Annotated in this window: 25 protein-coding genes and 2 pseudogenes; 9 read left to right on the top strand and 18 right to left on the bottom strand. The window is 53.9% G+C overall.

All coding sequences use genetic code 11. From position 1 onward, the window contains the following. Nucleotides 1-566: 566 nt before the first annotated feature. A pseudogene (locus BLW38_RS16840) lies at nucleotides 567-842 on the top strand (ATP-dependent helicase); the annotation flags it as partial. Continuing rightward, nucleotides 832-1,805, top strand: a pseudogene (locus tag BLW38_RS10295) (RNA-guided endonuclease InsQ/TnpB family protein); the annotation flags it as partial. The pseudogenes BLW38_RS16840 and BLW38_RS10295, both read left to right, overlap by 11 nt. A gap of 105 nt (nucleotides 1,806-1,910) precedes the next feature. Here BLW38_RS10295 and BLW38_RS10290 read toward each other — a convergent pair. Next, a complete protein-coding gene (locus BLW38_RS10290; protein WP_218143051.1) occupies nucleotides 1,911-2,741 on the bottom strand; it encodes a hypothetical protein in 831 nt (276 codons plus the stop codon). A gap of 300 nt (nucleotides 2,742-3,041) precedes the next feature. Further along, nucleotides 3,042-4,136, bottom strand: a complete 1,095-nt coding sequence (gene fni / locus BLW38_RS10285; protein WP_092734930.1) for a type 2 isopentenyl-diphosphate Delta-isomerase — start codon at nucleotides 4,134-4,136, stop codon at nucleotides 3,042-3,044. A gap of 379 nt (nucleotides 4,137-4,515) precedes the next feature. On the opposite strand from fni, the gene BLW38_RS10280 reads away from it, so the two are divergent. Next, nucleotides 4,516-5,340, top strand: a complete 825-nt coding sequence (locus tag BLW38_RS10280; RefSeq protein ID WP_092817156.1) for an IS5 family transposase — start codon at nucleotides 4,516-4,518, stop codon at nucleotides 5,338-5,340. 202 nt (nucleotides 5,341-5,542) lie between these two features. On the opposite strand, the gene BLW38_RS10275 is transcribed toward BLW38_RS10280, so the two are convergent. Both BLW38_RS10275 and BLW38_RS10265 read right to left on the bottom strand, forming a co-directional pair. After that, complete coding sequence (locus BLW38_RS10275) at nucleotides 5,543-5,854, bottom strand: hypothetical protein (RefSeq protein ID WP_092817155.1); 312 nt, start codon at nucleotides 5,852-5,854, stop codon at nucleotides 5,543-5,545. Between the two features lie 732 nt (nucleotides 5,855-6,586). Next, nucleotides 6,587-7,009: a hypothetical protein gene (locus tag BLW38_RS10265; protein ID WP_245710156.1), complete on the bottom strand. Its 423-nt coding sequence runs from the start codon at nucleotides 7,007-7,009 to the stop codon at nucleotides 6,587-6,589. A gap of 55 nt (nucleotides 7,010-7,064) precedes the next feature. Between BLW38_RS10265 and BLW38_RS15870 the strand changes: the two genes are divergently transcribed. Continuing rightward, the gene (locus tag BLW38_RS15870) at nucleotides 7,065-7,376 is read left to right on the top strand and encodes a hypothetical protein (protein ID WP_143040857.1); all 312 of its coding nucleotides are present in this window, start codon (nucleotides 7,065-7,067) and stop codon (nucleotides 7,374-7,376) included. A gap of 167 nt (nucleotides 7,377-7,543) precedes the next feature. Here BLW38_RS15870 and BLW38_RS15865 read toward each other — a convergent pair whose 3' ends face one another. The 4 genes from BLW38_RS15865 to BLW38_RS10250 form a co-directional block, all read right to left on the bottom strand. Continuing rightward, nucleotides 7,544-7,903, bottom strand: coding sequence for a hypothetical protein (locus BLW38_RS15865; RefSeq protein ID WP_143040856.1), 360 nt, complete (start codon nucleotides 7,901-7,903; stop codon nucleotides 7,544-7,546). A 202-nt stretch (nucleotides 7,904-8,105) separates the two neighbouring features. After that, entirely contained in the window at nucleotides 8,106-8,462 is a 357-nt protein-coding gene (locus tag BLW38_RS15860) for a hypothetical protein (RefSeq protein ID WP_143040855.1), read from the bottom strand. 425 nt (nucleotides 8,463-8,887) lie between these two features. Then, nucleotides 8,888-9,133: a hypothetical protein gene (locus tag BLW38_RS10255; RefSeq protein WP_245710155.1), complete on the bottom strand. Its 246-nt coding sequence runs from the start codon at nucleotides 9,131-9,133 to the stop codon at nucleotides 8,888-8,890. 499 nt (nucleotides 9,134-9,632) lie between these two features. Next, nucleotides 9,633-10,358: a hypothetical protein gene (locus BLW38_RS10250; RefSeq protein WP_245710154.1), complete on the bottom strand. Its 726-nt coding sequence runs from the start codon at nucleotides 10,356-10,358 to the stop codon at nucleotides 9,633-9,635. Between the two features lie 259 nt (nucleotides 10,359-10,617). Between BLW38_RS10250 and BLW38_RS10245 the strand changes: the two genes are divergently transcribed. After that, entirely contained in the window at nucleotides 10,618-10,908 is a 291-nt protein-coding gene (locus tag BLW38_RS10245) for a hypothetical protein (RefSeq protein WP_092817152.1), read from the top strand. Between the two features lie 71 nt (nucleotides 10,909-10,979). Here the strand turns inward: BLW38_RS10245 and BLW38_RS10240 are convergent, their stop codons facing one another. From BLW38_RS10240 to BLW38_RS10235, 3 genes are all read right to left on the bottom strand, one after another. Continuing rightward, nucleotides 10,980-11,963 (bottom strand): DUF3592 domain-containing protein, encoded by a 984-nt coding sequence (locus BLW38_RS10240; RefSeq protein ID WP_092817151.1) that lies wholly within the window; start codon nucleotides 11,961-11,963, stop codon nucleotides 10,980-10,982. Between the two features lie 71 nt (nucleotides 11,964-12,034). Continuing rightward, on the bottom strand, nucleotides 12,035-12,208 hold the full coding sequence (locus tag BLW38_RS16270) for a hypothetical protein (protein ID WP_177167480.1): 174 nt from the start codon (nucleotides 12,206-12,208) through the stop codon (nucleotides 12,035-12,037). A 114-nt stretch (nucleotides 12,209-12,322) separates the two neighbouring features. Beyond that, a complete protein-coding gene (locus BLW38_RS10235; RefSeq protein ID WP_092817150.1) occupies nucleotides 12,323-13,096 on the bottom strand; it encodes a hypothetical protein in 774 nt (257 codons plus the stop codon). A 229-nt stretch (nucleotides 13,097-13,325) separates the two neighbouring features. On the opposite strand from BLW38_RS10235, the gene BLW38_RS10230 reads away from it, so the two are divergent. Further along, nucleotides 13,326-13,988 (top strand): DUF4013 domain-containing protein, encoded by a 663-nt coding sequence (locus BLW38_RS10230; RefSeq protein ID WP_092817149.1) that lies wholly within the window; start codon nucleotides 13,326-13,328, stop codon nucleotides 13,986-13,988. A 73-nt stretch (nucleotides 13,989-14,061) separates the two neighbouring features. Further along, the gene (locus tag BLW38_RS10225; protein ID WP_092817148.1) at nucleotides 14,062-14,613 is read left to right on the top strand and encodes a hypothetical protein; all 552 of its coding nucleotides are present in this window, start codon (nucleotides 14,062-14,064) and stop codon (nucleotides 14,611-14,613) included. On the opposite strand, the gene BLW38_RS10220 is transcribed toward BLW38_RS10225, so the two are convergent. After that, complete coding sequence (locus BLW38_RS10220; protein ID WP_092817147.1) at nucleotides 14,614-15,120, bottom strand: GbsR/MarR family transcriptional regulator; 507 nt, start codon at nucleotides 15,118-15,120, stop codon at nucleotides 14,614-14,616. A gap of 145 nt (nucleotides 15,121-15,265) precedes the next feature. On the opposite strand from BLW38_RS10220, the gene BLW38_RS10215 reads away from it, so the two are divergent. Beyond that, nucleotides 15,266-15,610, top strand: coding sequence for an ArsR/SmtB family transcription factor (locus BLW38_RS10215; RefSeq protein WP_092817172.1), 345 nt, complete (start codon nucleotides 15,266-15,268; stop codon nucleotides 15,608-15,610). Between the two features lie 819 nt (nucleotides 15,611-16,429). Here the strand turns inward: BLW38_RS10215 and BLW38_RS15855 are convergent. The 6 genes from BLW38_RS15855 to BLW38_RS10180 form a co-directional block, all read right to left on the bottom strand. After that, entirely contained in the window at nucleotides 16,430-16,636 is a 207-nt protein-coding gene (locus BLW38_RS15855) for a hypothetical protein (protein ID WP_143040854.1), read from the bottom strand. A gap of 557 nt (nucleotides 16,637-17,193) precedes the next feature. Beyond that, entirely contained in the window at nucleotides 17,194-17,742 is a 549-nt protein-coding gene (locus tag BLW38_RS10200; protein ID WP_092817145.1) for a hypothetical protein, read from the bottom strand. A gap of 47 nt (nucleotides 17,743-17,789) precedes the next feature. Next, nucleotides 17,790-17,999 (bottom strand): helix-turn-helix transcriptional regulator, encoded by a 210-nt coding sequence (locus BLW38_RS10195; protein ID WP_092817144.1) that lies wholly within the window; start codon nucleotides 17,997-17,999, stop codon nucleotides 17,790-17,792. A gap of 5 nt (nucleotides 18,000-18,004) precedes the next feature. Then, nucleotides 18,005-18,433, bottom strand: a complete 429-nt coding sequence (locus BLW38_RS10190) for a DUF2178 domain-containing protein (RefSeq protein ID WP_092817143.1) — start codon at nucleotides 18,431-18,433, stop codon at nucleotides 18,005-18,007. A 187-nt stretch (nucleotides 18,434-18,620) separates the two neighbouring features. Next, nucleotides 18,621-20,525 carry a serine hydrolase domain-containing protein gene (locus tag BLW38_RS10185; protein ID WP_177167479.1) on the bottom strand — a complete coding sequence of 635 codons (1,905 nt, stop codon included), beginning with the start codon at nucleotides 20,523-20,525 and terminating at the stop codon, nucleotides 18,621-18,623. Between the two features lie 255 nt (nucleotides 20,526-20,780). Beyond that, nucleotides 20,781-21,560, bottom strand: a complete 780-nt coding sequence (locus tag BLW38_RS10180; RefSeq protein ID WP_092817142.1) for a hypothetical protein — start codon at nucleotides 21,558-21,560, stop codon at nucleotides 20,781-20,783. Between the two features lie 118 nt (nucleotides 21,561-21,678). Here BLW38_RS10180 and BLW38_RS10175 point away from each other — a divergent pair, with 118 nt between their 5' ends. Continuing rightward, nucleotides 21,679-22,188 (top strand): hypothetical protein, encoded by a 510-nt coding sequence (locus BLW38_RS10175; protein ID WP_245710153.1) that lies wholly within the window; start codon nucleotides 21,679-21,681, stop codon nucleotides 22,186-22,188. Nucleotides 22,189-22,270: the final 82 nt, after the last annotated feature.

Raw genomic sequence — 22,270 nt, 5'->3', positions numbered from 1 at the left:
GAACGCTGCCTCAACGCGCTGTTCCGTCGGAGTATCCTCACACTTCTTGTTCGCGTGCTTTCTCAACTACGCGGTCAAGCATTGTCTGACCACCTATCAGACTGCTTGCCCGCGTTCTCCTTCACGCTAAGGTTAATACCCTTCCTTCTACCTAACTACTATTATTTATTATATCACTAGTATATTATTTATTTATAAAGTTTACTGTAAAGGCAATATTTATCTGTGAATAGGCTGTAGAGGCCCTATGGATCGAATTTATCCATAACTATCATAAGATCAATACTATATTTAAATATCCCGAATGGATTCACGGAATCTACAACACTTCGCTAATCTCTTGACCATCCTTGCTCGGGTAGAAACGTACGAAACAAGGGGTGTGAGTGGGCGGGTGTCAGATGAGTGGAAAGGTCAACAGATCGTGCTAACTATTTTCTCCCGGCGTTTGCACAACTCAGCGAAACACGTTGACCGCAAAGCAGTCAATGACCCCGCTCAACAGTACTCTGGTAGGGTTTAGCGTCCGTACGAACCCATAAGGTTACAGTTAATCGACACAAAGTATGCGTATTGTGTTCGAGGACGGCACGCTGCTCTTGGAGAACGCTCCTGAGTCAGTACCGTATGCTGAGTGGGATGATCGCGTTGCGGAATATCGAGCACAAGCGCATCATTACAAGGCCCTGCGAACGTGGGCGCAGGTCAACAGTAGGGACCAAGCGACACTTCACGAATCGGACGCGACTGTTGAAACGCTTGAAGATACAGCGCGCGCCTACAGCGATTTCCATCTGTCGACTGCCGTTGCGATCGAACCCCGCGATTACCAACAAGCCGCCGGGGTACCGGAAACGCGGCGACCGACACCCACGCTCAACTGTGACGTGGAAACAGAACGGCATCAAACACGACGACAAACACGGCCAACTCCGTCTCTCGAAAGGCTGGAACCTCAAAGACGGGCGCTCAGACTTCATTCTCGTAGAGTATGAGACACGACCGGATGTGACCGTTGAGAACATCCAGCAGGTCCGGGCAGTCTGGACCGGCGACCGTTGGGAGCTGCATCTCGTCTGTGAGACAGTAATTCCCGTCGAAGACGCGCCCGGCGACAACACTGCCGGAATCGACCTCGGTATCAGCAACTACCTCGCTATCGACTACGAGGACGGCCCAAGCGAGTTGTACCCCGGCAACCGGCTGAAACAGGACAAGCACTACTTCACCCGCGACGAATACCAGATAGAGGGTGAGAACGGCCCATCAAAGCGGGCGCGTCGTGCCCGCCGGAAACTCTCGCGCCGGAAAGACCACTTCCTGCACACCCTCTCGAAACACATCGTTGAACGATGTATCGAGGAAGAAATCGGCACGATAGCCGTGGGCGACTTGAGTGATATTCGAGAGGACGATGACGGCGACTCACGAGACTGGGGCCAGCGTGGAAACAAGAAACTTCACGGGTGGGAGTTCGACCGCTTCACGCGCCTGCTGGAATACAAAGCCGAAGCATATGGGATACTGGTTGACCGTGTGGACGAGGAAAACACCTCGAAAACCTGCTCCTGTTGTGGACAGATTTGAGACGCTAACCGCGTCGAGCGTGGGCTGTACGTCTGTAACTCGTGTGCAACGACGATGAACGCAGATGTGAACGGTGCGGTGAATATTCGCCGAAAGATAACTCAAACTCTCCCAACCGGGGATATGAGTAACGGTTGCTTGGCACGGCCAGGAGTCTACCTGTTCGATACAACTACGGGTGCGTTCCACCCAAAGAGCAGGCAGACTGCAAACCCTAATATCCCAACGCTCGGGATTCACCCCGCCTGCAAGCGGGTGAGGATGTCAACGTGCAGTACCAGTGTGTAGTAGTTCGCGTGCGTCTAGGATCTGTGGCTGGACTGCTACAGGGTCAGGTCAGTAATTTCCCAGTCTTCAGGGAGATCCTCATCGATGCCGTGTTCGCGGACGAGGGCTCGAATCCGCTGCGCAACATCGTCGGCTAGTTCGAAGTCATACTCTAACTCTTCGTTCCACTCCCAGTAGCGAGGGATCGTCGGCCAAAAATCACTCGCTGCGCCAGCTGGGGCGTCCAGCAAGTGGCGTACTTCGGTGATTTCACCGCTTGGATGCCGGATCGTGTGCTGGATTGCGTCATCTTTCAGGATCCGTTCCAGCAGATCCATAGCCGTATGCTGGTCGGCGTAGAAGGCGTGTTCGAGCATCGGATTCACGACGAAAATATCCGCTGCGGCGTGGTCGTGAACCCGGTCAGCGACCGAATGCTCGGGATGGCCAATCCCCCACCCGTAGGGATGGAGTCCTTCCTTGATGTACCCGTACTCCGCTTCGACATCATCGAGAATCGCTTCGAAGTATTCGAGCGCCTCGACTGGAATTGCCTCGACAGCGTCGCTCACTCGCGTTCGGATAAGATACCGTCCAGTGACATTCTGGATAATCGTCGTCACGTGCGGGAAGTCTTGCGCAGTGGTTGGGTGGTACGCGTCAATGAATTCAGCGAGAAATTCCCACCCATTTGCCCGTGTCGCGTCATCCAATGCAGTGACGAGTGGCTCTCGATAGGTACGTGAGACTTCTTGATACCAGTCAGTGTTGTCTTGCTCGTGGGCAGTGGCCTGTCTCGTTTCGTACGTCGCCATCGCTTGATGAAGCGCGTCGAAGTCATCGTTTTCCACGTCAGCAAGAAGGGAATCCAACTGCTCGCTGTTCACTGGATCGTCGGTTGGAGAGGCGGACGTACTGGATGGCGAACAGTCGTGGAGACGAAGTTGGGTAAGCGTCTCGAATGTGTCGCCACAGTCCTCACACGTATGGCTCATATCCAGCGGTACGGGATCAAACAGAAAAATAGTGGCCACGGGAATTTCTCAGACAGTGCATCTCTGTCCTTGGAAGGAGCTGTTGTGTTGAATAGCGGTATCCTCGTAGATAGTTGAAATCGGACCATCACCGTTAGGCGTTCACAGCGGTGGTCTCAGAATTCGAATGGCCTCACCCCCGCTCAGGGATCGCTATTCAACACGGCACTCGCTACTGGTTCGTTGTTCCACGTACTCGCGTGTTTCTCCTTGCAACACGTATTCCACCTGCTGGAGATCGTCGATCGAACCTGAGCCGGTGACGAACATTGCTGTCTGTAGTTCGGCGATCAGGTCCTCAATTCGCTTGATGACAGCGTCCGACCCGTCAGTGGCTGGTTTCAGGAACGGCTTCGCCAACCCGCCGGCGTTGGCTCCCAAGGCAATCGCTTTTGCCACGTCCAATCCCGTTCGGACACCACCACTCGCAATTACGCAGTCGTGTTCGGCAACACACTCAATTGTACTTGCAGCGGTCGGAATTCCCCACTCTCGAAACAGAGTGCCGATTCGTTTCTGTCGCGGCGCGTTCGCGGCCGCTGCTCGGTAGGCCTCGATTCCGGACCACGTCGTCCCGCCTTTTCCAGCGACATCGATCACATCAACGCCTGCCGCAGTCAGCTCTCGGGCAGTCTCCCCGGAGATCCCGTTGCCCGTTTCCTTGACGATAATCGGCACCGAGAGTGCCTCAGTCACTCGTTTGATCGCAGCTAAACAGTTCCGCCCATCGACATCTCCTTCAGGTTGAGTGGCTTCCTGGAGAAAGTTCAGGTGGACCGCGAGCGCGTCGGCATCGATCATCTCGACTGCCCGCTCGACCATTTCGATGTCATACTCTCGAAGCTGTGCAGCCCCGAGATTCCCGTAGATGAACGCATCGGGCGCAGCATCGCGGGCGACAGTATACGATTCAAGGACGCGTTCGTCGTTGAGTTCGAGGCCTGCTCGCTGGCTACCGAGACCCATAGCGATACCGGTCTCGCTGGCGGCCTGGGCCAGTGCCCGATTAATCTCCGTCGTGTTGTGGTGCCCACCAGTCATACTCTCGATGAAAATCGGGGCAGAGAGGTTGTGACTCAGGAACTCGATAGAAGGGTCGATCGCGTCGTAATCGAGTTCCGGAAGCGCGTTATGAACGAGACGGACATCATCGAAACCCGTACCAGTCGTTTCAACGTCCCGTTCCTGTACAATTTGAAGGTGGTCGTCTTTCCGGTCTTCAGTCTCCGAGGAGTTCTGCGCCGTCATTAGTCGAATTTGTAAAAGGGATGGGAAAACAGTACTGTTGTATCGATTCAGTTCTATATATTACCGTTGTATAAAAAGTGGAACAAAAGCGTACAGACAGGCGATAATGCTAACGATAAAGAAAGCGGTCGCTAATGGGGTCTCCGCTGATTATTAAACCAGTTGCGAGAACTGATACTGCTACAGCAATAAGTGCTGAGCGAATCGAACGAAGATGCGCGAGAAGCTCTGACTGCTCATCCATCACACGTGATACCTTATGGTTGTCTGACATCCACCTTTCGATCTTGGATAGAGGAAGGAGCTGCTCTGTTGAATAGCGATCGTATCTGCCGACATCACGGTTTAGAAGGATGAAGCCGAGGAGATCGAACCTGCCATGGAAATCGACATCCTCGACTTCATCGAACAGTGTCGTCACCTAGCTAAACAAGCGTTGGGAAAGCACGCGGGCGAGCCCGCCAGCGGCGGGTTCGCCCGCTGGGTCCACGTGGTTTTGCACTGTTTTCGGCTCGAAGAGGGCTACAGCTACCGTGAAACGCCGAATCGGTTGAAGTACATGGCTGAGGTGCGTGACGCTCTCGGCCTTGATCGGGACGATCTCCCCGATCATACCACGCTTTACAAATTGTTTGATCGGTTGAAAATGTGGGTGTGGCGGGCGCTGCTGCGCGTTTCCGCCCAACAGCACCCGCAGTCCGGCCACGCTGCTCTCGACAGCACGTTCTTCGACCGACGGCGTGCCTCCTCGTACTTTCGCCAGCGGGCAGGACGGACGATACAGACGCTAAAAGTGACGACCTTGACTGATGTGGAATCGCTTGCCGTTCTTGACGTTCACATCACAGCGCGGTGGCAGCACGACACGAAGACGGGACCGCAGGTCGTCCGCCGAAACGCGGACGACCTGCAGTCCGTCGCCGCCGACAACGGCTTCCAAGACTGGCACACCGAGTACGAAATCGCCGCACACGACGTTGAGTACCTTGTTCACTACCGTGGCTCGTCGGCCAAAGCAGCTGCAAACAACGTACTCAACCGAGCAAACGGCTACGCTCAGCGCTGGATGGCCGAAACATCCTACTCGACAACCAAGCGCTCGCTCGGCGACACCGTGCGAGCGCTGAGCTGGTATCGGCAGTTCCGTGAGATCGTCTTGATGTTCGCCATCATCAACATAGAATCGCTGTGTGAGACCCTGTAACCGTGACTCAGCATCTATTCAACACAGCAGAAGGAGCCGGTACTCAATAGGAGCGGCTACCAACGGATACACCGCGATGATCGAGACCTATGCCCTCACGATTGGGGTCGAATCCTACGAGTACGACGGGGAATTCTACATTGTTGGGGAAGGGCATAGGACGCCGAGCGAGGTTCTTCAACACGTCGCTGGAAACCACATTCTACTGCTTGATCAAATCGTTGAACTCCTCGACGACAATCTCTCCATCGATCGACCGTTCTTCACACCAGTCAACTGCTTCTTCATCTGTTAGCAGCTGGATCACCTCGCCAGGAGTACGTTGATTGCTGATTTTCTCAGCCCACTTGGTCGAAGCACCGCCCTCAGCATGGAGAAAGTACTCTCCATCAGAGGTTTTGTACAACGTCTCAATCAGGTAGTTAAAATCGCCACGATCGGTGAGCGGCGCGTATCGGGCGACCTGTTCAGCTTGCTCCGTGTCGTAGAGCTTGCGGTTGATGACTTGTTGCATCGCACTAGGTGGTATTTTGTAGTGTTTTAAAGCACCTTGGGACTTTCAGAATCTCATATCCCAAATCGCAAGACGTGGGCGGGGTGAGTTGTCGTGACGACTCCGGTATGAATCCAGAAATCCCAACTTAGATAGGGATGGTTTTACCTGAGAACTTGGAAGCTATCTGTCGGTTTTACACAATTCTGTTGAAGTGTAATGGCTTCGTCGTCGTAGTTGCATTACCTGAGACTATCACCAATATAGGCGTCGGACAGAAAATTCCCGACATCATTACTCCTGTCTAGCAGGGAGTCATAGAACTATTCGCAAGGGTTCTTTTCACACCGTCAAGTCTGAATCACCCTTCAGAACGTGCTTGCTAACTTATCGGATTTTTCACCGACCGCAAACGCTATACTGTATTGGAGTTATCGTTCTAATATGTCTGGGACTGTTCGGGAATCGCTTGAAGACTGGTATAATCCGAGTATTCAGTCGGCGATGATTGTCTTGATGGGTTCGAGTTTTTGCCTCTTTCTGTTCCTCAACAGTCCCGATTTCACGAACCCGTACTACGTTTTCGGAGTCGGAGTGATGAGCTTCTCAATCGTCTTTGCGGCGCTTATGCTCATTTCTGTGCTACTGAAGCGCCGATAGACTACTCCCCTGCATTGACCGCACCCGGGTCAGAATATATCACTTGCTGAGGATTTCAACAGGGCCTGTGGGGTGTATTATACATTAATTTCTTCAGTCAGCCAGTCGCTCATTCACTATCCCATTAACCTGATGCAGAAGCTCAAGGAGCTCGTCATCAACATTCACCCGGTACCGTTCTGGCGAGGAATCTTCAACGGGTTCGAGAACTTCCAGTACCAGCAAAAGATCCAAATGAGAATACACGGACTGGCGACTGACGCCTGACTTGTCGGCTAGTTCCGATTTCGTGAATTCAGACCCTGGTAGTGCATCCATCAGTGCATCAAGGATATAGCCGACGCTTTCGTTCTGAACGAGAATTCGCCATCCACTGGGGTACTCGTCGCGGAGTTCGTCCATTGAGAGGTTCTCAACCGAATCGATGGGTGATTTCTGGCTTGGCATAGTGTGTTCGAGCGAGGGGTGCTCTGGTACCCAATCTTGAACGTGGATCGTGTTAAAACTATTGGGCATATGTGTTCGACAGGATTGAGTACATATAAATGTCACCGATACTGAAACAACCGTAATGTCGGATGTTGCGGCGAAGTTCGTTTGGAAGTTGGCCCGCCGTCATTCATGGGGATCACCAATTCCAGCTGAACAACTGATTCGATTGGTAGCGGGAACAGAAGATCACAACGAACTCGCTCGTATTCTTGAAGAAGAAGTGCTTGAACTCCCATTTATCGTACAGTCTGTAGATGGAATATACATCCCAAACGGTCAGGACGCACACGTTGAAGCAGGTAACTGGTTGCGACAACAGACGGGTTTCGACGATCTCACAATCAAGGCAACATTGTCGCGGATGCCTGATGACTGGCCAAATGACGAATGAACGGGTACGGGGAGTAGCAGAGAACTAGCGACACCCTACAAACTCGCGGATACGTTGATCTGATAGAGTATCATAGAAAAGTTGCCATAGTGTTTATTTCACGAGTTTCACAGCCAAACCAGACATAAGAATCTGCTTGCTTATTTGCCAGAGGCAAACTCGGGTTCTCAAGAGTTGATTCGTTCCGCCCAGATTTTTCGCTCCGCCCTGAATCCAAACCAGAATGCGGTGAGCAATGTTGGAATTGCGACGCGGGTTGTCAGCCCACTCAATGCCATCAGCGACCATGATCCAAGTACGAAGAAATAGCCTGCTGCATTTGTCGAGCTCGTTGCGTCTGAGGTGAAAACCAGAACCGCACCAATCCCGTTCACGCCCGCCAATATCATCGATAGGCGACCAGGAAACACCAGTGAACCGTATGCACCCGCGACACTCAGAACGCTTCCGAGCAGATCGCGTGAGGCAAATGAGTGGAGTTTCAAGCCACCAGCGTCGGGAGAATCTGTGTCTGGGGACTCATTCATAGTAGGACAACTGGGAGTGGGGAATAAAACGTGACTGAAGAGTTTGCTATGTCTGCTCTTTGTATTGACTGTAGATGAGTTGGGGTTCACGGGTAGAGTATTTCAACAGATCCAATACATGTTTCATTCTCTGTATTTTATACAGTACTTGTAACAAGTTACAGAAAGATCAAGACTGGCTACGGGATGTGTATTTCCTTAGTCACCCGTTTCCTGACTCAACGGAGCGGCGAGCCTCATCGATGATTTCGAGGTACTTCCGAGCTTCAGTTATCTCTATATCGGCACTAAGTAGATATGCATCGACATCGTGCGGTGACATATCTGTCTTTTCGGCAGTTAGTTGGCGATCAAAACCTGCGATTTCTCGGAATGCGAACGCCTGGGCTTCTTTTTCGGTGAGAATCTTGGAGCGGGACAACATACTTACCAAGTGTCGTGCCCGGGTGAGCTCTATGTCTCTGTGTTCGCCCGCATCTGCAAACTCGTTTTGCGAGGATTGTCTGTCTTCCCTACCGTTGTCAGTACCGTTCGTTGGTTCAGAATTATCTCGTGTCATATATCGGATTGTGGCCTCTATCGCTCTTTGTTTGCTGTGTGTTCCGACGTGAAGAATCCGCGATCCGGTGAGAGACGGCTGTAATCGCTTGATTTCGGGATCGCATCATATTCTATCACGCTGGGTCGTATTTTGTAGTGTTTTAAAGCACCTTGGGATTTTCAGAAGTTTCACATCCAAATCGCAAGAAGTGACCGGGATAATCGATAGGCTGATTTTCGTGGCGAACCCAGTATGAATGCAGAAATCCCAACTGAGACAGGGGTGATTTTACCTGAGAACTTGGAAGCTATCTGTCGGTTTTACACAATTCTGTTGAAGTGTAATGGCTTCGTCGTCGTAGTTGCATTACCTGAGACGATCGCCGATATAGGCGTCGACCAGGAGTTTCCGACATCATTACTCCTGTCTAACCGAATCCACCGCTATGCTTCGTCGAGAATCTGATCCCAGAGTCTCGACAGATCGTCGATTTGTTGCCACCCATCAGCCTCGTCCACGTCTTTCTCAACGATGGTGATCTCCATGAAGTAGTCATCCAGTACTTCAGCGCGTTCCATCGCAAGTGGTGGTGAGCAGTAGTCTTCCTCAATCCAGACAGCCTCACCAGTTTCCGGATCGAATCGAGCCTGCTCCAGCGCCCGTGTCATCGCGCGACCGAATGGTTCCATCGCCCCAATCTCGCTGCCGTCGAGGCGTTCACGGAGCTCTGTCAATCGTGGCTGCCGGGCCGGACACGGACGAACCGCTTTGCCATACACGACCATTAGAGCCACTCATTAATCAATTCGTAGCTGGGAACTACAGGTTAGTTGAGGTTGCCCGGACTGCGCGTCGGCGTGTTCCAGATCGGCACTCTCGTGTGGGACCGATGGGGTCTGTTGAAGATGTGGCTACACAGATTGTGTTGATGTCCGTCAGGCACGGGACACCGTCGAATATATGGAGCACCCAGAACGGATAGCGCGTCTAACCTAAGTCCTGGACCCCTGTCGAATCTCCCTCACCAAAGTCAGCGCTTGCTGATCGTGTAGGTTTCCGTTGCCGCTGGTCGTACGTGTCAACCCACTCTTCAATGACCGACCGGGACGTGATGAAGAATTTCTTCATAATTCACCCGCGAGATCGATCCAGACCCTACCCAGTAAATTGGTTGTCTCTGCCCCACCGTCACACAATTCCCAGTCCGTTTGCTAGCGCAAGGCTGCCGAGGGCTGCAAATCCACCTGCTACCAGTACGTACTTCGGAATCTGGTAGCGAAGACTGCGGCTGAATTCATCGAATCCTTGATCGGAAAGAATCAGCGGTTCTTTGTCACTTCCCTGGAGCACGGGAGTGCCTTGATCGACGGAGACTTCTCCGCAGACCGCCAGCATCTCGCCGTCGAGAATGGCTCTCGCCTCAAAATACTCGTCATCAGGGATCTCTTCGGGCCCGTCCGCATCGAAGATGTACTCCATAATGGGAGTGGGGTTGACAGTCCAGTGTTCTTCTAGATGGATGTACGGCGATCCCCAACTACGCTTCGACAGCCCGGTCGATACTGTCCACTCAGGAGACACTGTTGTGATGTCGGCGCTGTCGTGGGTCTCGGTCAACCACTCTGTGTCGATCTGAATCTCACGGCGACCGTCGTCCACAGAAAACGTCCCGGACTCAATCCCGGATGCATACGTAATCAGATTCATATCCGCTCCGGGCTCTTCGGCATCGAGATTATAGTTATACGACTCGGACTCCTTGAGCCGCCACACGTACGCACCAACCGGTTCTTCCTCATCGGTCAATAGAGAGTCGCTTAGTGGCGCTGGATCCCTAACATTCACCGTTCCCTCGATGGCGACTTTCTCACCATCGACGAGCGTTGACGGGGTTCCATCCTCGGATGTTGACACTGATCGGTAGAGCCGTCCGGCGGTAATCGCTCGGTGACCGCACCACAGAGAGGTAGCAAGTAGAACTACCCCGAAGAGAGTACGTAGCGCTTCAATCATATTCATCTGAACCGTTTGAATGTACGTTATACACGCCGAACCGTGATTAGTGCTGGCGTTCGAATGCCTGCGAGCTTAGCCTGGCCTTGGATTCTGCCCTTCCCACGTGTCTCACACAGCATTCACCACCTATTTAGATCTTGAGTGAGGATTACTCTCGATGCCCTCCACAGTCAGCGACGTTGTCTTTAGCGAGCCGTCCGGCCGCCTCAATGCTGCAGTTATGTTCTCTGGAGCACTCGCCTTTGCAGGACTGTACGTGTACTCCAGGATGACAGGTACTGGTTCCGTATTTAGCTGGCATCTTATAATGCTCGTTGGCTTTGTACTGTCTGGGATTGCCGAATCGCTGCCAGCTGATCGACAGCGAGCAGCCGGCGTCTTCCGTATTGCGGCGATTCTCCTCTTGCTCACGATCCTCGTACCTGGGTTCATTCTCGGAGAGCCGTAGATAGCGGCCAACGTGATCGGAACCCGACTCTCTGTCCGATACAGACTGATTAGATCCATATTGATTGCTGTTCAGAATATCAGTATCTGTGCGAGTGTACCGAGGAAAAAGAGTACTACCAAGAATGCGACTCCGGTCTTTTGGATCCGCTTTCCATAGGCGTCGAGTTTGTAATTGCCGAGACAGATAGTGACGAGCCGCGTTGGATGTGTGAACGGGCTTGGCGGTCGCGGTTCCGGGATCCGCTCACGGAGTCGCCTGTATTCGGTGAACGACCAGACACTGTAGAACAATACTGCGATGACCAGCGTGATCGCCGCCAGAAATACCATCCCGAGTAGCACACCGGCAGGGTCCGTCAGTTCGACTTGTAGGTTGACTTGATCGCCACTTCCGGATCCCGCGAAGAGAAGAATCCCTGCAACACTCACTACTGAGGCCGGTAGCACGAATAGTGCTATCTTGAGTAGCCGTATACTGAGGCTGTGGACCGTCCCTCGGTCGACACCGAACAGTGTTTGATACCGCGTCGAGGTGTATTCGTGTTCGGATCGGAGCCCTGTCTCAGTCCCTGGTTTTCGTGCGCCGATTGCGTTGAGCGCGGTGAGGAGCAGACCAAGACCACCGATAGCGATGAATTCGAATGGACTTGTTATCGTCTGCCGCTCAAGGAACCCATCACTCGGGTCGGCGGGATCGACGTATGCCGTCACCATCTCACCTGCTTCATATGGCTCAATCGCTGACTGGGCGTCCGATCGCGTGTCATACGATTGGCTAATACTACCGGGGAACAGTTGGTCACCAGTATATTGGGTTCCTTGGAACTGGTAGGTAAACTCGATTTGAACGTAGTAATCCAAGCTCCCGCGGCTCTCCGACTGGGTGACGGATGCTCCTTCAATCGTTGCTTCGACCGGCACGGCATCGTCGACCGCTTCGGACTGCTGAACGTAGTCGTACCCGCCGAAGGTGATCCCCGCCAGACAGACGAGCACGATAATAACCGTACCCTTCGTGATTCGAACCGGTGTGCCTCGAACGGTGAACTCCATTTATCTGAACACCGTCACACGTTGTGGATACAGTTTGGTCGATTGCATCGAAGTCTGATGCCGCGGGGGTGCTACTCTGCGTGTTTCAGTATTTGTGGGGTGACGATCACCTCAAGGGCAGCAATTCCGAGTGCCACCCAACGGATTGTGCCTTCAAGGAAGGTGAATGCGATGAGCGCGATGACCGCGGCATTAACGAAGCTTATGCCATAGCGAATGGCTGGACTGGCAAAGATGGAGGGCATCTGTGTGGTTTGATTAGGAGCACAATGATATTCTTTTATATACTATATCAGGGGAACCAACTCTCATCAACAGACGTGTCTTCCCCCATCGGTTATCGAATTTGGATTTTCGAATTAGCTCCCGATGCTATTGAGCGATTCAGAAACCCCGCTCGTATCGACTCGTTCTGGGTCGTCTCCTTGCAGTTGGAGATAGGCCGCAGCGATAATTCCGTACAACAGAACGAAGAGGATACTGTTGATCGTATTCACGATGAGTTCCCCGACGATTGCTGCGTTGGTAATGTCGAAGAGTGTTCCCACGATGCCACTGATGAACCCAATGACACCCGCGAGGATTACGAGGACGGAGAGTTTCAATCGATTCCCACGTGAAAGTCCCCAACTCCGTTTGAGCCCGTCGACGATTCCTCGATCCTCGACGCCGACTGCGAACGTGAAAAACAGGAAACTGACTGCGAGGAATATTCCGGGAATGAACAACATTACAAATCCGATTATTATCGCGGGGCCAACAATGAGTCCGCCGACGAACAGTGAAAGCGTGGCTCGCCCCATTCGCCGCGTGTAGAGGTCACTTGGAAAGCTCGATAATTCTACTGTCGGCCGGGTGAGTGCCCGTGAAAGAACGGCGAAATACGCGGAACTGAGGACAACTGCTCCGACGAACAGGCCACCGGCAACAGTGCCGGAAACTGGGAGTGTCATTCCGAGGGCCGCTTCGATCTCGCCTGCCGGCCCGTCCGGGAAGACGCTAATCACCGCCGTGTTGATCGACGCTTGTGTCAGTAACTGAATTGCGAGAAACCCGACGAGCAGTATTCCCCCGGTGGGTGTGAGTATTCGCCTGATTCCATCACTGATCGCTTGTCCGAGCTGGAAGGTCATAGATTGGTCTGGGTGTCGACAGAGAATAAACACGGTGAAGACTCATATCGAATTTTAATACTTTTAGACTCTGCTCTTGTACTCAAAGAGTTGCCGCACATCCGTATACAACTCGTTCTATGGACGTAGCAAGATGGAAATCAGCCGTATACCTCGTGAGTGAGTCGCTGCTTCAATTCCATTTTGAACTTCGGAGAGTGTTTTTATCACTTGTATCAACGTATCGCCTATGAGTTCTGAAGAGACCGGTACAGAGGAGACTCTGGCTCCACCGACTGACGACGAAGGCTTGTTACGCTTTTCGCTGCTCTATCCGGGCCGTGATGGATGGCAGACAGTACTCGTTGGTGGAATCTTGCTCCTGTTCTCTTGGTTGATCATCCCCCTGTTCATCGCCGCAGGATATTTTGTCCGCCTGACTCACGCAGCGGGTCGCGGCAATGTCGAGCCACCCACGTTCGATGAGTGGTGGGATTTACTCGTCGACGGCGTGAAGCTTGTTTTCGTCTTGTTGCCTGCCGCTCTCGTCTACGCACTAGCCGTGTTCCTCGCTGCAGAAATTTATGAGCCGCTTGCGTTCCCTGTTGCTATCGCGGGATTCTACGTGTACCCCAGCATCTATATGAACTATGCAGTCACCGATGACTGGAAAACAGCCTACAATCCGTCGATCCTCATCGAACAGCTTACGACAACCACGTATCTCTACGGGTTTCTGCTCTACGTACTCGTTATCAACGGAATCGGCGTGATCGTTGCCACACTGTTACTAGGAGTCTCTCTGTTAACGATCGTTGGATGGATCATCATCTGGCCGATGATCTACTTTTACTGGTATGGAATCGATGCAGCGCTCTGGGGATGTGTCTATAGCCGCCTCGAAGCAAGTTGAAAGCGCCCGTAGTTGGAGTAAGGGTCGCTCACATATCGAAGTTACTTTCCTGATTCGACTGGTGGCGTACATAATGGCCACCTATGAAGCGTTTGACCAGGGCGTAGAGGTGAACGGTCAAACGATCTTGACGATCGTCGAAAAGGCAATGGGACGCTTCTCTGAAGCCTATCAGCAGCGGGCGCTCCAAGCACTTGCTGCGGAAGGGATCACGGACCCGGACCCCGAGGAGTGGTACCCCCAACAAACGTGGTTGAATGCCTTCGAAACGATCGCTGAGGAATTACAGCCACATGTCCTTGATCGGCTCGGTGAACAGCTCCCGACGGTCGCTACGTGGCCGAACGACTTCGATAGCGTCCCCGAGGGACTCCAGTCGATCAATATAGCCTACCAACAGAACCACCGTGGTGGCGACATCGGCTACTATGAGTTTGAGCAGACAGAGGATCGAGCCGGCGAACTCACGTGTTATAATCCGTACCCCTGTCCGTTTGATCGAGGACTCATCCGTGGTGTTGCCAGACAATATGCGTCTGTCGACGCGTTCGTCTTCATTGAGGAGACTGGAGATACGTGTCGTCGTGACGGGGACGATACCTGTACGTACACCGTGTACTGGTGACTAGCGATCGTAGGACTCGAGAGCGTCCCGGAGTTCCGCGGCGGTAAACTCCGACGCAAGCGTGACTATCTCTTGTAAATCTTCGTAGGTCTCTCGAAGCTCTTCGATTCGTTCGGTCTCGTTTTTGCTATCGTCGGGGAGTTGTGCTTGCGCGCGTTGGACTGTCCGAAGCGTTGTCTGTATTTCCCGCTGAACGTACTGTTGAAACACGTCCTGCAGAATGAACCAAACTTCTCGCTCAGCCGTATACTGCACACGTCGTCCGCCGCCTTCCGAAGATCGACGGTAGATCATCCCAATTCGCGTTAATGTTCGGGTGACGTTGCTGATCGTCGATTTCGCGTAGCCAGTCTCATCGACGAGTTCCGGGATCGAAAGCGGCTCTTCGGAGAAGTATAACACGCCATAAATACGGCCTGCGCTCCGACTGAGACCGTAGACTTCCGCCGACTGCTCCATCGACTCAATCACACGTTCGCGCGCAATGGCGCGATCGTCCTCACTCATAGATGTCCGTTGTCCTCACTAGGTGATGGGTAATCTGTTGATTCACACTTCGGTTATGGATTTCGTAAGCATTAAATTGTTTGATTTGTTTGTTCGGAGTGTACCGAACAAAGCGAATAAATCTGTCCCCAGGATGATCAAAGCTATGGCCAGCGCCTTTCCACACCAGCCCCCAGTCACCCACGCTCCCCGTGAAGAAACGAATATCGTCGTTGATCGAGACGAACCAACCGACGTGCTCCAGGTTCTTTCGTCCGAGTCCGCACAGGAGATACTGGGGACTCTCAAATCGGAACCCAGAACGGCATCAGAGATCGCAAAGTCAGTCAACCAATCGGTACAGAACGTTTCATACCATCTCGACCGGCTTTGCGAAGCGGAACTCATCACACCGATTGAGACGTGGTACTCCGAGAAAGGTCGAGAAATGACTGTATACGCTCTTGCCACCGAACAGCTCGTCGTTCAATTCCACGACAGTGACGACTAACAAGCCATCTACTTCCGAAATGCGGACTGTACGATAGAATCTGGACAAAACTGTCTCCCCGTCGGTGTAAATAGAGTAGTCAAGGACTTTGCGGATGATCAAGATGAAAACCCAAGAGAACGCTACTGAACTGCCTCGCTAATCGCCTTGACGAACTCCTCGGTGCGTTGTGACCCGATGAGAATCGAACGCCCGTTCTTTCGTTCGATCCAGACTCCCTGACTGCCACTGACATTGTATGCGATCTTCCCGGGTACCCAACGGATTCCCCACCCACCGAACTCACGAAGGGGGCTATACTGTTTGGACTCGTACTGTTCAATCTCCGACCACGAAATGTGACGGAACGACCGGTGAATCGGCCACATTTTGAAATAGATGCCGTCGGTTCTCACTTCCGTGTGGAGACGAAGACTGTAAATTAGCCCAGCGACTCCAACCACGATGGCGAGTCCACCCCACAAGATAGGGCCTAATACAAGCATAAGAAGCGCGACACCCCCAAGAAGTCCCCATATCCACAGTTGGCGAAACCGCTGTACTTCTCGAAATCGCGGATCTCCTTCCATAAGTGGGTTATTCAAAATTGTCGAGACACAATAATATATTCTCCGGACATCGGGACATACCCGTGGCAGACGCGTCTTGTAATTCGCACAGCTATCGGAACACTCCTTGAGCTGGTAGGACTCTCGGTAGTCAAACGCACTCTTCAGCGATTAGCTGTTTCGGATGAAAATGGATTTGAACAGTAGGTTTCGATGGAGACGACCCAGTTCAATACAGTGGTCTATGTTCTGTAGTCTCCGGTGTAACCGTTCACGGCAGGTACGTTGCGAGAAAATTAACGATACGGTCTAGTGGTTCGTTAATTTCTTTTTCACCGCTGTCCGCGTCGTCCTCGTCTGCAGAGGGTGGCTGAGTCATATCTAACTCTTTGAGTTGTATCGTTCTGTATTTTTGCCTGGATGGAAGAACCAGCTGGTCGGGCTGTTCGAGAATTATGATACAATTATTGAGATCCATATCTCATCCAGTTGGGAGTGCGAAGATAAACGCGAAGAACGCTAATGGGATGACGAAGACTGCGGCGTACCAGAGTGCCGCGGTGGCGAGTAACAGCCACGTGCTGAGTCCGTAGTTAGTTGGATCCCAATCAATGCCAATCCGCGGTAAGCCGATGACCGAAGTCAGTGGCAGCACACCTACGTATGTTACCGTGAGTACGAACGCCATATTCAGCAGTGTATTCGAGAGAGCAGCCCCCTCTGTACTCGTTGTCGTAAAAACAATTCCAGTACCAATCCCGAATGGGAGCGACAGCGCGATAGCGACGAGGAGATAGCTTGCGATCGTGGACCGTACTGGTGGTAATCCGTCGAATAACGAACGGATTCGGCTGCTGAGTAGGATCGGGCTCCACAGTACCGCAGCGACGAGTCCGGGCCCAAATACGAGGGCGAGCGTGTCGAACATCGATACCTACTGGATCAACACCTGTATGCCTCAAAACCGTACAGAAGACTCAAAACGAATTTTGAACAGTTGTTCCGCTTAACCGGGTATTCCTGCGGCAGAACAGGCTACCAATACACGGTATACACGCAGGCATCCCCGTGTTCACGTCGGCATTTCTCCCCCGTTTCTTCGATGAATACGAGTCGTTCGACTGGCGCGAATTGTTGCGTGACGGCACGGATAATCCCGCGGTCGAATGGGCAGGGATATGGATTTTTACACCGGATTGTGCCTACTTTATCGTCGATTTCAGTGACCCGATAGTAGCCGATCTCACCCCCTCGATGATTTTGTTGGTACGCGATGTTAATCGACCGGAGCGCGTCTTCAACTGTTGAGAGTCCGGTTGGCCAGTCAGCAGTCTCCGGAATTTGTTCCCCAATCCGGTCCAACAGGTGTGGCTCCAGCTCCGTCGCAAGTACTCCGAACGCGTCCAACCACGCCTGCTGGGAGTACCATTCGTTTGGTTTGGGATCGTCGATACCGTTGTCCGCGAGTGCATCCCGAACCTGTTGTTTGTAGGTTTCGGAGAAGCGACTCACTCCCTCAAGCGTTGCAAGGATTGTCTGACCGTTTATCTCCACATCATGGTCTAGGACGTTGTATTGGTTCATTGGAGAGTGTTTGTTATGTGTACTCTATTCTCATAGCTTCCTGAATTTTACGTCGAGTCGTTGTTCTCTCCAGGCTCGAAGATGTCCTCGATGTGGCACTCGAAATACGCTGCGAGTTTGAAGGCGAGTTCGAGCGATGGATCGTATCGATCGCGCTCGATAGCGTTGATCGTCTGTCGGGTGACGCCGACTGCCTCGGCCAATTCACCTTGGCTGAGCCCTGCTGCCTCGCGTCGTCGTGGAAGATCATTCTCCATAATGGTTACCGCCGCTTGACGATTCCGTAGGCGACACCCCACAGTAGAAAGAGTCCTGAAGCAAGCAGTATCGCACCGGTCACTTCCGGTGGCGGATCGATACGTCCCGCAGCTTCAAGCACGTAGATAGCAGGGATGACAGAAAGTCCGAGCACGAACAAAACACCGAGCGTCAAGCCGCTTGCACGGTTGTAGAGCTCAGTGTCGCGTTCGTCTTGGAGCGGTACATCGGTCAGTTTCGGAGCGAGGAACGTGATTCCACTCCCAATCCACGCACCCCCACAGTAGATGATTGTTCCGAGGAGTTCATGTCCTGTGACTAGGCCGGCGAGTAGCCCGATGATCGCTATACCGAGGATGGCGTACACGATACGGTAGTAGACGCGGCGTGCTTGCTCTGGTTCATTCGTTCCGGAAGTTAGTGTGTCAAGCATCCTTTACAGTAAAGAATGTTTTACACCATATAAAAATTTTGCTTACAGGGTTGCTATATTCAGATTCGTGTACTGCGAGGAAACACTAACCGGCCAATCGTCTTCAAACACGAAGACTAGAAATCAGCTAAACCGACTCGTGAGGTGGGTGCTATGGTCCAACCGTCGAAAGATGTTAGATGGCCCGTTACCCCATCCGGACCCACAGCAAATTCCAATACTGTAGGAGCCAGTACAAGACGCTCGTCGCGCCAACAACCGCCGAGTAGTGGACACGAGTGACGAGTGACCAGTCGTCTCGGAGCCATGCACGAGCCACGTAGGCGACTGCGCCAGCGGTAGCGATGACTCCCAGTGTCGGCACGACGAACACGACCTCGAACCACGCGGGCGGACGATTGAACAGCGTCGGCCTATCCATCGACGCCACCGCGACGATGACGCCGACAAAGGACAACACGAACAGCAAGAGTCCGGCGAGGCCTGCGCCAGCCACCCACCGAGCGCGAGTAACAGATTGCGGTGGTGACTCACCACCGCGATACCGACGCCACCCACGAGCCGCCGGCCATCCCACCAACCCGGTCAGCGCGATGACAGACGCCGCCACCGTTAGCCATCCCTGTACCGATAGCTGCTCGTGGTAGCCGATCTGCTCGTATGCGCTCAGCCCGTTCAGTAGATGAGTCACTTCACCATCCGTCTCACGGAACAGCAGCGTCGAATCTTCCTCGACATGCTCAAAGACGAGCGGTTCAACTTCGACCCATTCGTCTGTCCTGTCTCCCTGTTCGGTTACGAGCCGCCCGTCGTCAGCGATTCGGACATCGACTGGTTGGCCCGTGAGCAGACCGTAGACGAGCTTCTCGGCACTGACGGTGTCGGTCGTGTTCACCGACCGGTATCGACCTTCGAGTTCGTCGGCACGCTCGGGCATCCCGTCGGGCATCCGTTGCGCTCCGCTCGAATCAACGGGTGCGAACTGGTCGAGCAGTGCGTCTACGACTTCCTGCTTCGCGCCGGACGCCTCGTTGCCGTGGGCGACGACGAAGAGGCCGACATCTTCCTCTGGGATCAATGCGAACTCAGTGGCGAACTGTGGGACACTGCCGCCGTGACGCACTAGTCGAGTATCACCACGGGATCGCTCGAAGAGTCCGAACGCCATCCCGTCGACCCGCTCGTGCGGGGTGAACCACTGCTGGTGCATCGAGGCGACCGCGCGCTCCGAGAGAATCCGTTCGCCGTCGACGACGCCACCGTGTAGATGCGCTTGGAGCAACCGCGCCATGTCTGTCCCGGTCGTGTGGAGCCCGGACGCGGGCGACACGTCGGAGTAGAAACTCACAACGTCTTCGACGGCCGTTCCCTCGGCAGGCACGAGGTCGGGCGGGGCCGGTTGGAACGTGCTATTCGACATACCTAGCGGCGCGAACACGTTGTCCGTGACGAACGATCCGAAGCGTTGTCCTGAAATGTCCGCGATCAGTTGGCCGGTGAGCGCAGCGGCGTAGTTGGTGTACTGGTGTAGTTCGCCGGGTGGGCGGACACGCGCCGGTACGTCTGTCGATACTGACTCAGCGAGCGGCCGGATGTACTCAGGCTCGCGTGCCGAGTCGCCCCGTCCGCGGACTTCGAATCCCGGCGTGTGGGTGGCGAGGTGTTCGAGCGTGATCGGTTCGTCGTACGTGTCCGGAAGATCAACGGTTTCGAGGTGGTCATCCACCGGTGCGTCTAGTGTGATCTGCCCGCGATCGACGACCTGCATCGCAGCCGTCCAGGTAGCGACCTTTGAGACGGAGCCGACGCGAAAAAGCGTCTCATCTGCCCGAACCGGGACATCCTCGCTTCGGAATGCGTGGCCGTAGCCGCTCGTGTGGACCTCGTCGCCGTTGACGACGGCGACCGTCAGCCCGCCCGCATCGTGGTCAGCTAACGCGCGGGTGGCCGCGTCGTCGATGAGCGCATCCACGCCGGTCGTTTGAGTCAGTTCGGTCGAACCACTGGCGAGACCGCTGGCCGCGACGGCGGTGCCAGCGCCGACGGCCGCGGACCGCGACAGGAATCCGCGTCGTGAGAGTGTGGAGGGCATCGGTGGGAGCGTGTGAAAGACGGTTCACGCCGTGAAAGGCGGGACGAATCGTCTGATTGAGTGTACCAGCGTTGCTCTGGTGAAGGTGGACAGCCGGCTGTTGTGGTTTGTGACAGCCATATCTCTCTATCCAACTCGGTAGTCACGCGGGGTGCCCACCTTCGCTCCTTCGTCACTGGAATTCTGATGTCAAACATACTTTACAGTAAAGTTTACTTTCCACATTATATGAATCTTTATCCTCAGAATCGGTTGTCAGCTCGATCCCACGAGGGCGAGAAGCCCGAACGCGCCTGCCAAGCCAAGCGCGGCGACGACCAAATCAATCGCCCATCGAAGCAACCAGTCTCGCACTCCCGCTCCCTCGGGGCGAATACCGAACCGGACCGTTAGGTGTCGAACGATTACGACCCACGTGACAAGCACGAACCCGAACAGAAACGGCCACACGTCGATCCCGAGCCGAACCTGCACGACGTAGACCGGGAGTACGCCGATCAAAATCGGCGTTGTTGCGATCCGGGCCGCAGCACGGAGTGGCCGGCGCTCCGGCGTCGGGCGATCGCCAGGCGTTAATTCAGGGACTGACACGCCACACGACCGAAAGCCGCCCGCAATTTCGCGTACCTGTCCGCGCGGTATGAGGATCCCTTCCGGTTTCGTGACAGTAGGAGACTGATAGCGAAGTCGAGCGGCAACGATCGGGCCGAGTGGAATCAATTGCAGCGCATCTACCGTGTCGAGGCCGATCGTCCGTTCATCGGTGCCGGTGGCCGCTGCGAACTGTGTCGTCTCTGGATCGTCGAATTCAGGCCTGATCGTTACTGTTTGCTGCTCGGAGTTGAGCCGGTAATGATTTGTCTTGAATCCCGCACTCGAAAACCACACCATCAACCACAGGCACGCACAGACGATCACGTACGCGATAGCTGCCCGAGAGCCAATGACAGTCGTCGAACCGAGAACCGCAAGCGGGAGCACGATGAAAAATCCACCCCAGATCACAGGGTGCATCGTGACGATGAACGCCGCCATCCGGTGTGGGAGCCGACGAATGCCGTGTAGCTCCGTCTCCCAACCGAGACCAGAATCTGATCGCTCGATGTGAGTGGAGGGCATATCGGACCACTCACGAGACATCGAGTTAGAAGTAGTGGTGGCTGTTACTATCTCACCGTTCCCTATCGACCGCCAGATTAACCTCGTTGGTCGGCGCTATCTCCCGACTAGGATGAAGATCCGGGCCATTCTTCGGGGGTTCGTTGCCGGACTCGCGGGGGTGGGGTTCGTGCTGATATTTCTGTTTGCGCAGACGGGGCTCGTTTCACTGCCGGTTCTACTGACGATCGGGATTGTCACGATCGTCGCCCTCTTCGCGGCTGGCGGGCAGACAGCTGTGCTACGGCTGGCCGGACGCGCGGAACCGACTACGGACGAAAAACAGGAAACGGAGTGGTGGCTGAGTCGAGTCGAGCCGGCACTTGAAGACACTTGGAACGTGTGGTCCGATCTCGTGTTGACGGTGTGTCTCGGTGCTGTTGGAATCGGATCGTTCGCGCTCCTCGTTACGTCATCAAGCGACGATCCGCCGCTGGGCCTTCTCATTACTGGGTTTCTGGGAATCAACGGCGCGCTCATCTCACTTGCGTTCGCTCTCGATTAATTGGCATGCAGGGTCCTGATAGTGGAATAACGCATCCAGAATGGTGTCAAGATATTTCACCTGTTGTAGAGACATCGAAGCC

Source organism: Halopenitus malekzadehii, assembly GCF_900108505.1.
In the GTDB taxonomy this organism is placed as follows: Archaea; Halobacteriota; Halobacteria; order Halobacteriales; family Haloferacaceae; genus Halopenitus; species Halopenitus malekzadehii.
The sequence above is the reverse complement of the archived record's forward strand: the minus strand, read 5'-3'. Positions and strand labels throughout refer to the sequence as shown.

What these genes read in the sequence shown, in the direction of transcription:
- fni (WP_092734930.1), bottom strand. Translation starts at nt 4,136, where the DNA reads ATGACGGCGCAGAACTCCTCGGAGACTGAAGACCGGAAAGACGACCAC.
- BLW38_RS10280 (WP_092817156.1), top strand. Translation starts at nt 4,516, where the DNA reads ATGGAAATCGACATCCTCGACTTCATCGAACAGTGTCGTCACCTAGCT.
- BLW38_RS10275 (WP_092817155.1), bottom strand. Translation starts at nt 5,854, where the DNA reads ATGCAACAAGTCATCAACCGCAAGCTCTACGACACGGAGCAAGCTGAA.
- BLW38_RS10265 (WP_245710156.1), bottom strand. Translation starts at nt 7,009, where the DNA reads ATGCCCAATAGTTTTAACACGATCCACGTTCAAGATTGGGTACCAGAG.
- BLW38_RS15870 (WP_143040857.1), top strand. Translation starts at nt 7,065, where the DNA reads ATGTCGGATGTTGCGGCGAAGTTCGTTTGGAAGTTGGCCCGCCGTCAT.
- BLW38_RS15865 (WP_143040856.1), bottom strand. Translation starts at nt 7,903, where the DNA reads ATGAATGAGTCCCCAGACACAGATTCTCCCGACGCTGGTGGCTTGAAA.
- BLW38_RS15860 (WP_143040855.1), bottom strand. Translation starts at nt 8,462, where the DNA reads ATGACACGAGATAATTCTGAACCAACGAACGGTACTGACAACGGTAGG.
- BLW38_RS10255 (WP_245710155.1), bottom strand. Translation starts at nt 9,133, where the DNA reads ATGGAACCATTCGGTCGCGCGATGACACGGGCGCTGGAGCAGGCTCGA.
- BLW38_RS10245 (WP_092817152.1), top strand. Translation starts at nt 10,618, where the DNA reads ATGCCCTCCACAGTCAGCGACGTTGTCTTTAGCGAGCCGTCCGGCCGC.
- BLW38_RS10240 (WP_092817151.1), bottom strand. Translation starts at nt 11,963, where the DNA reads ATGGAGTTCACCGTTCGAGGCACACCGGTTCGAATCACGAAGGGTACG.
- BLW38_RS16270 (WP_177167480.1), bottom strand. Translation starts at nt 12,208, where the DNA reads ATGCCCTCCATCTTTGCCAGTCCAGCCATTCGCTATGGCATAAGCTTC.
- BLW38_RS10235 (WP_092817150.1), bottom strand. Translation starts at nt 13,096, where the DNA reads ATGACCTTCCAGCTCGGACAAGCGATCAGTGATGGAATCAGGCGAATA.
- BLW38_RS10230 (WP_092817149.1), top strand. Translation starts at nt 13,326, where the DNA reads ATGAGTTCTGAAGAGACCGGTACAGAGGAGACTCTGGCTCCACCGACT.
- BLW38_RS10225 (WP_092817148.1), top strand. Translation starts at nt 14,062, where the DNA reads ATGGCCACCTATGAAGCGTTTGACCAGGGCGTAGAGGTGAACGGTCAA.
- BLW38_RS10220 (WP_092817147.1), bottom strand. Translation starts at nt 15,120, where the DNA reads ATGAGTGAGGACGATCGCGCCATTGCGCGCGAACGTGTGATTGAGTCG.
- BLW38_RS10215 (WP_092817172.1), top strand. Translation starts at nt 15,266, where the DNA reads ATGGCCAGCGCCTTTCCACACCAGCCCCCAGTCACCCACGCTCCCCGT.
- BLW38_RS15855 (WP_143040854.1), bottom strand. Translation starts at nt 16,636, where the DNA reads ATGGATCTCAATAATTGTATCATAATTCTCGAACAGCCCGACCAGCTG.
- BLW38_RS10200 (WP_092817145.1), bottom strand. Translation starts at nt 17,742, where the DNA reads ATGAACCAATACAACGTCCTAGACCATGATGTGGAGATAAACGGTCAG.
- BLW38_RS10195 (WP_092817144.1), bottom strand. Translation starts at nt 17,999, where the DNA reads ATGGAGAATGATCTTCCACGACGACGCGAGGCAGCAGGGCTCAGCCAA.
- BLW38_RS10190 (WP_092817143.1), bottom strand. Translation starts at nt 18,433, where the DNA reads ATGCTTGACACACTAACTTCCGGAACGAATGAACCAGAGCAAGCACGC.
- BLW38_RS10185 (WP_177167479.1), bottom strand. Translation starts at nt 20,525, where the DNA reads ATGCCCTCCACACTCTCACGACGCGGATTCCTGTCGCGGTCCGCGGCC.
- BLW38_RS10180 (WP_092817142.1), bottom strand. Translation starts at nt 21,560, where the DNA reads ATGGCGGCGTTCATCGTCACGATGCACCCTGTGATCTGGGGTGGATTT.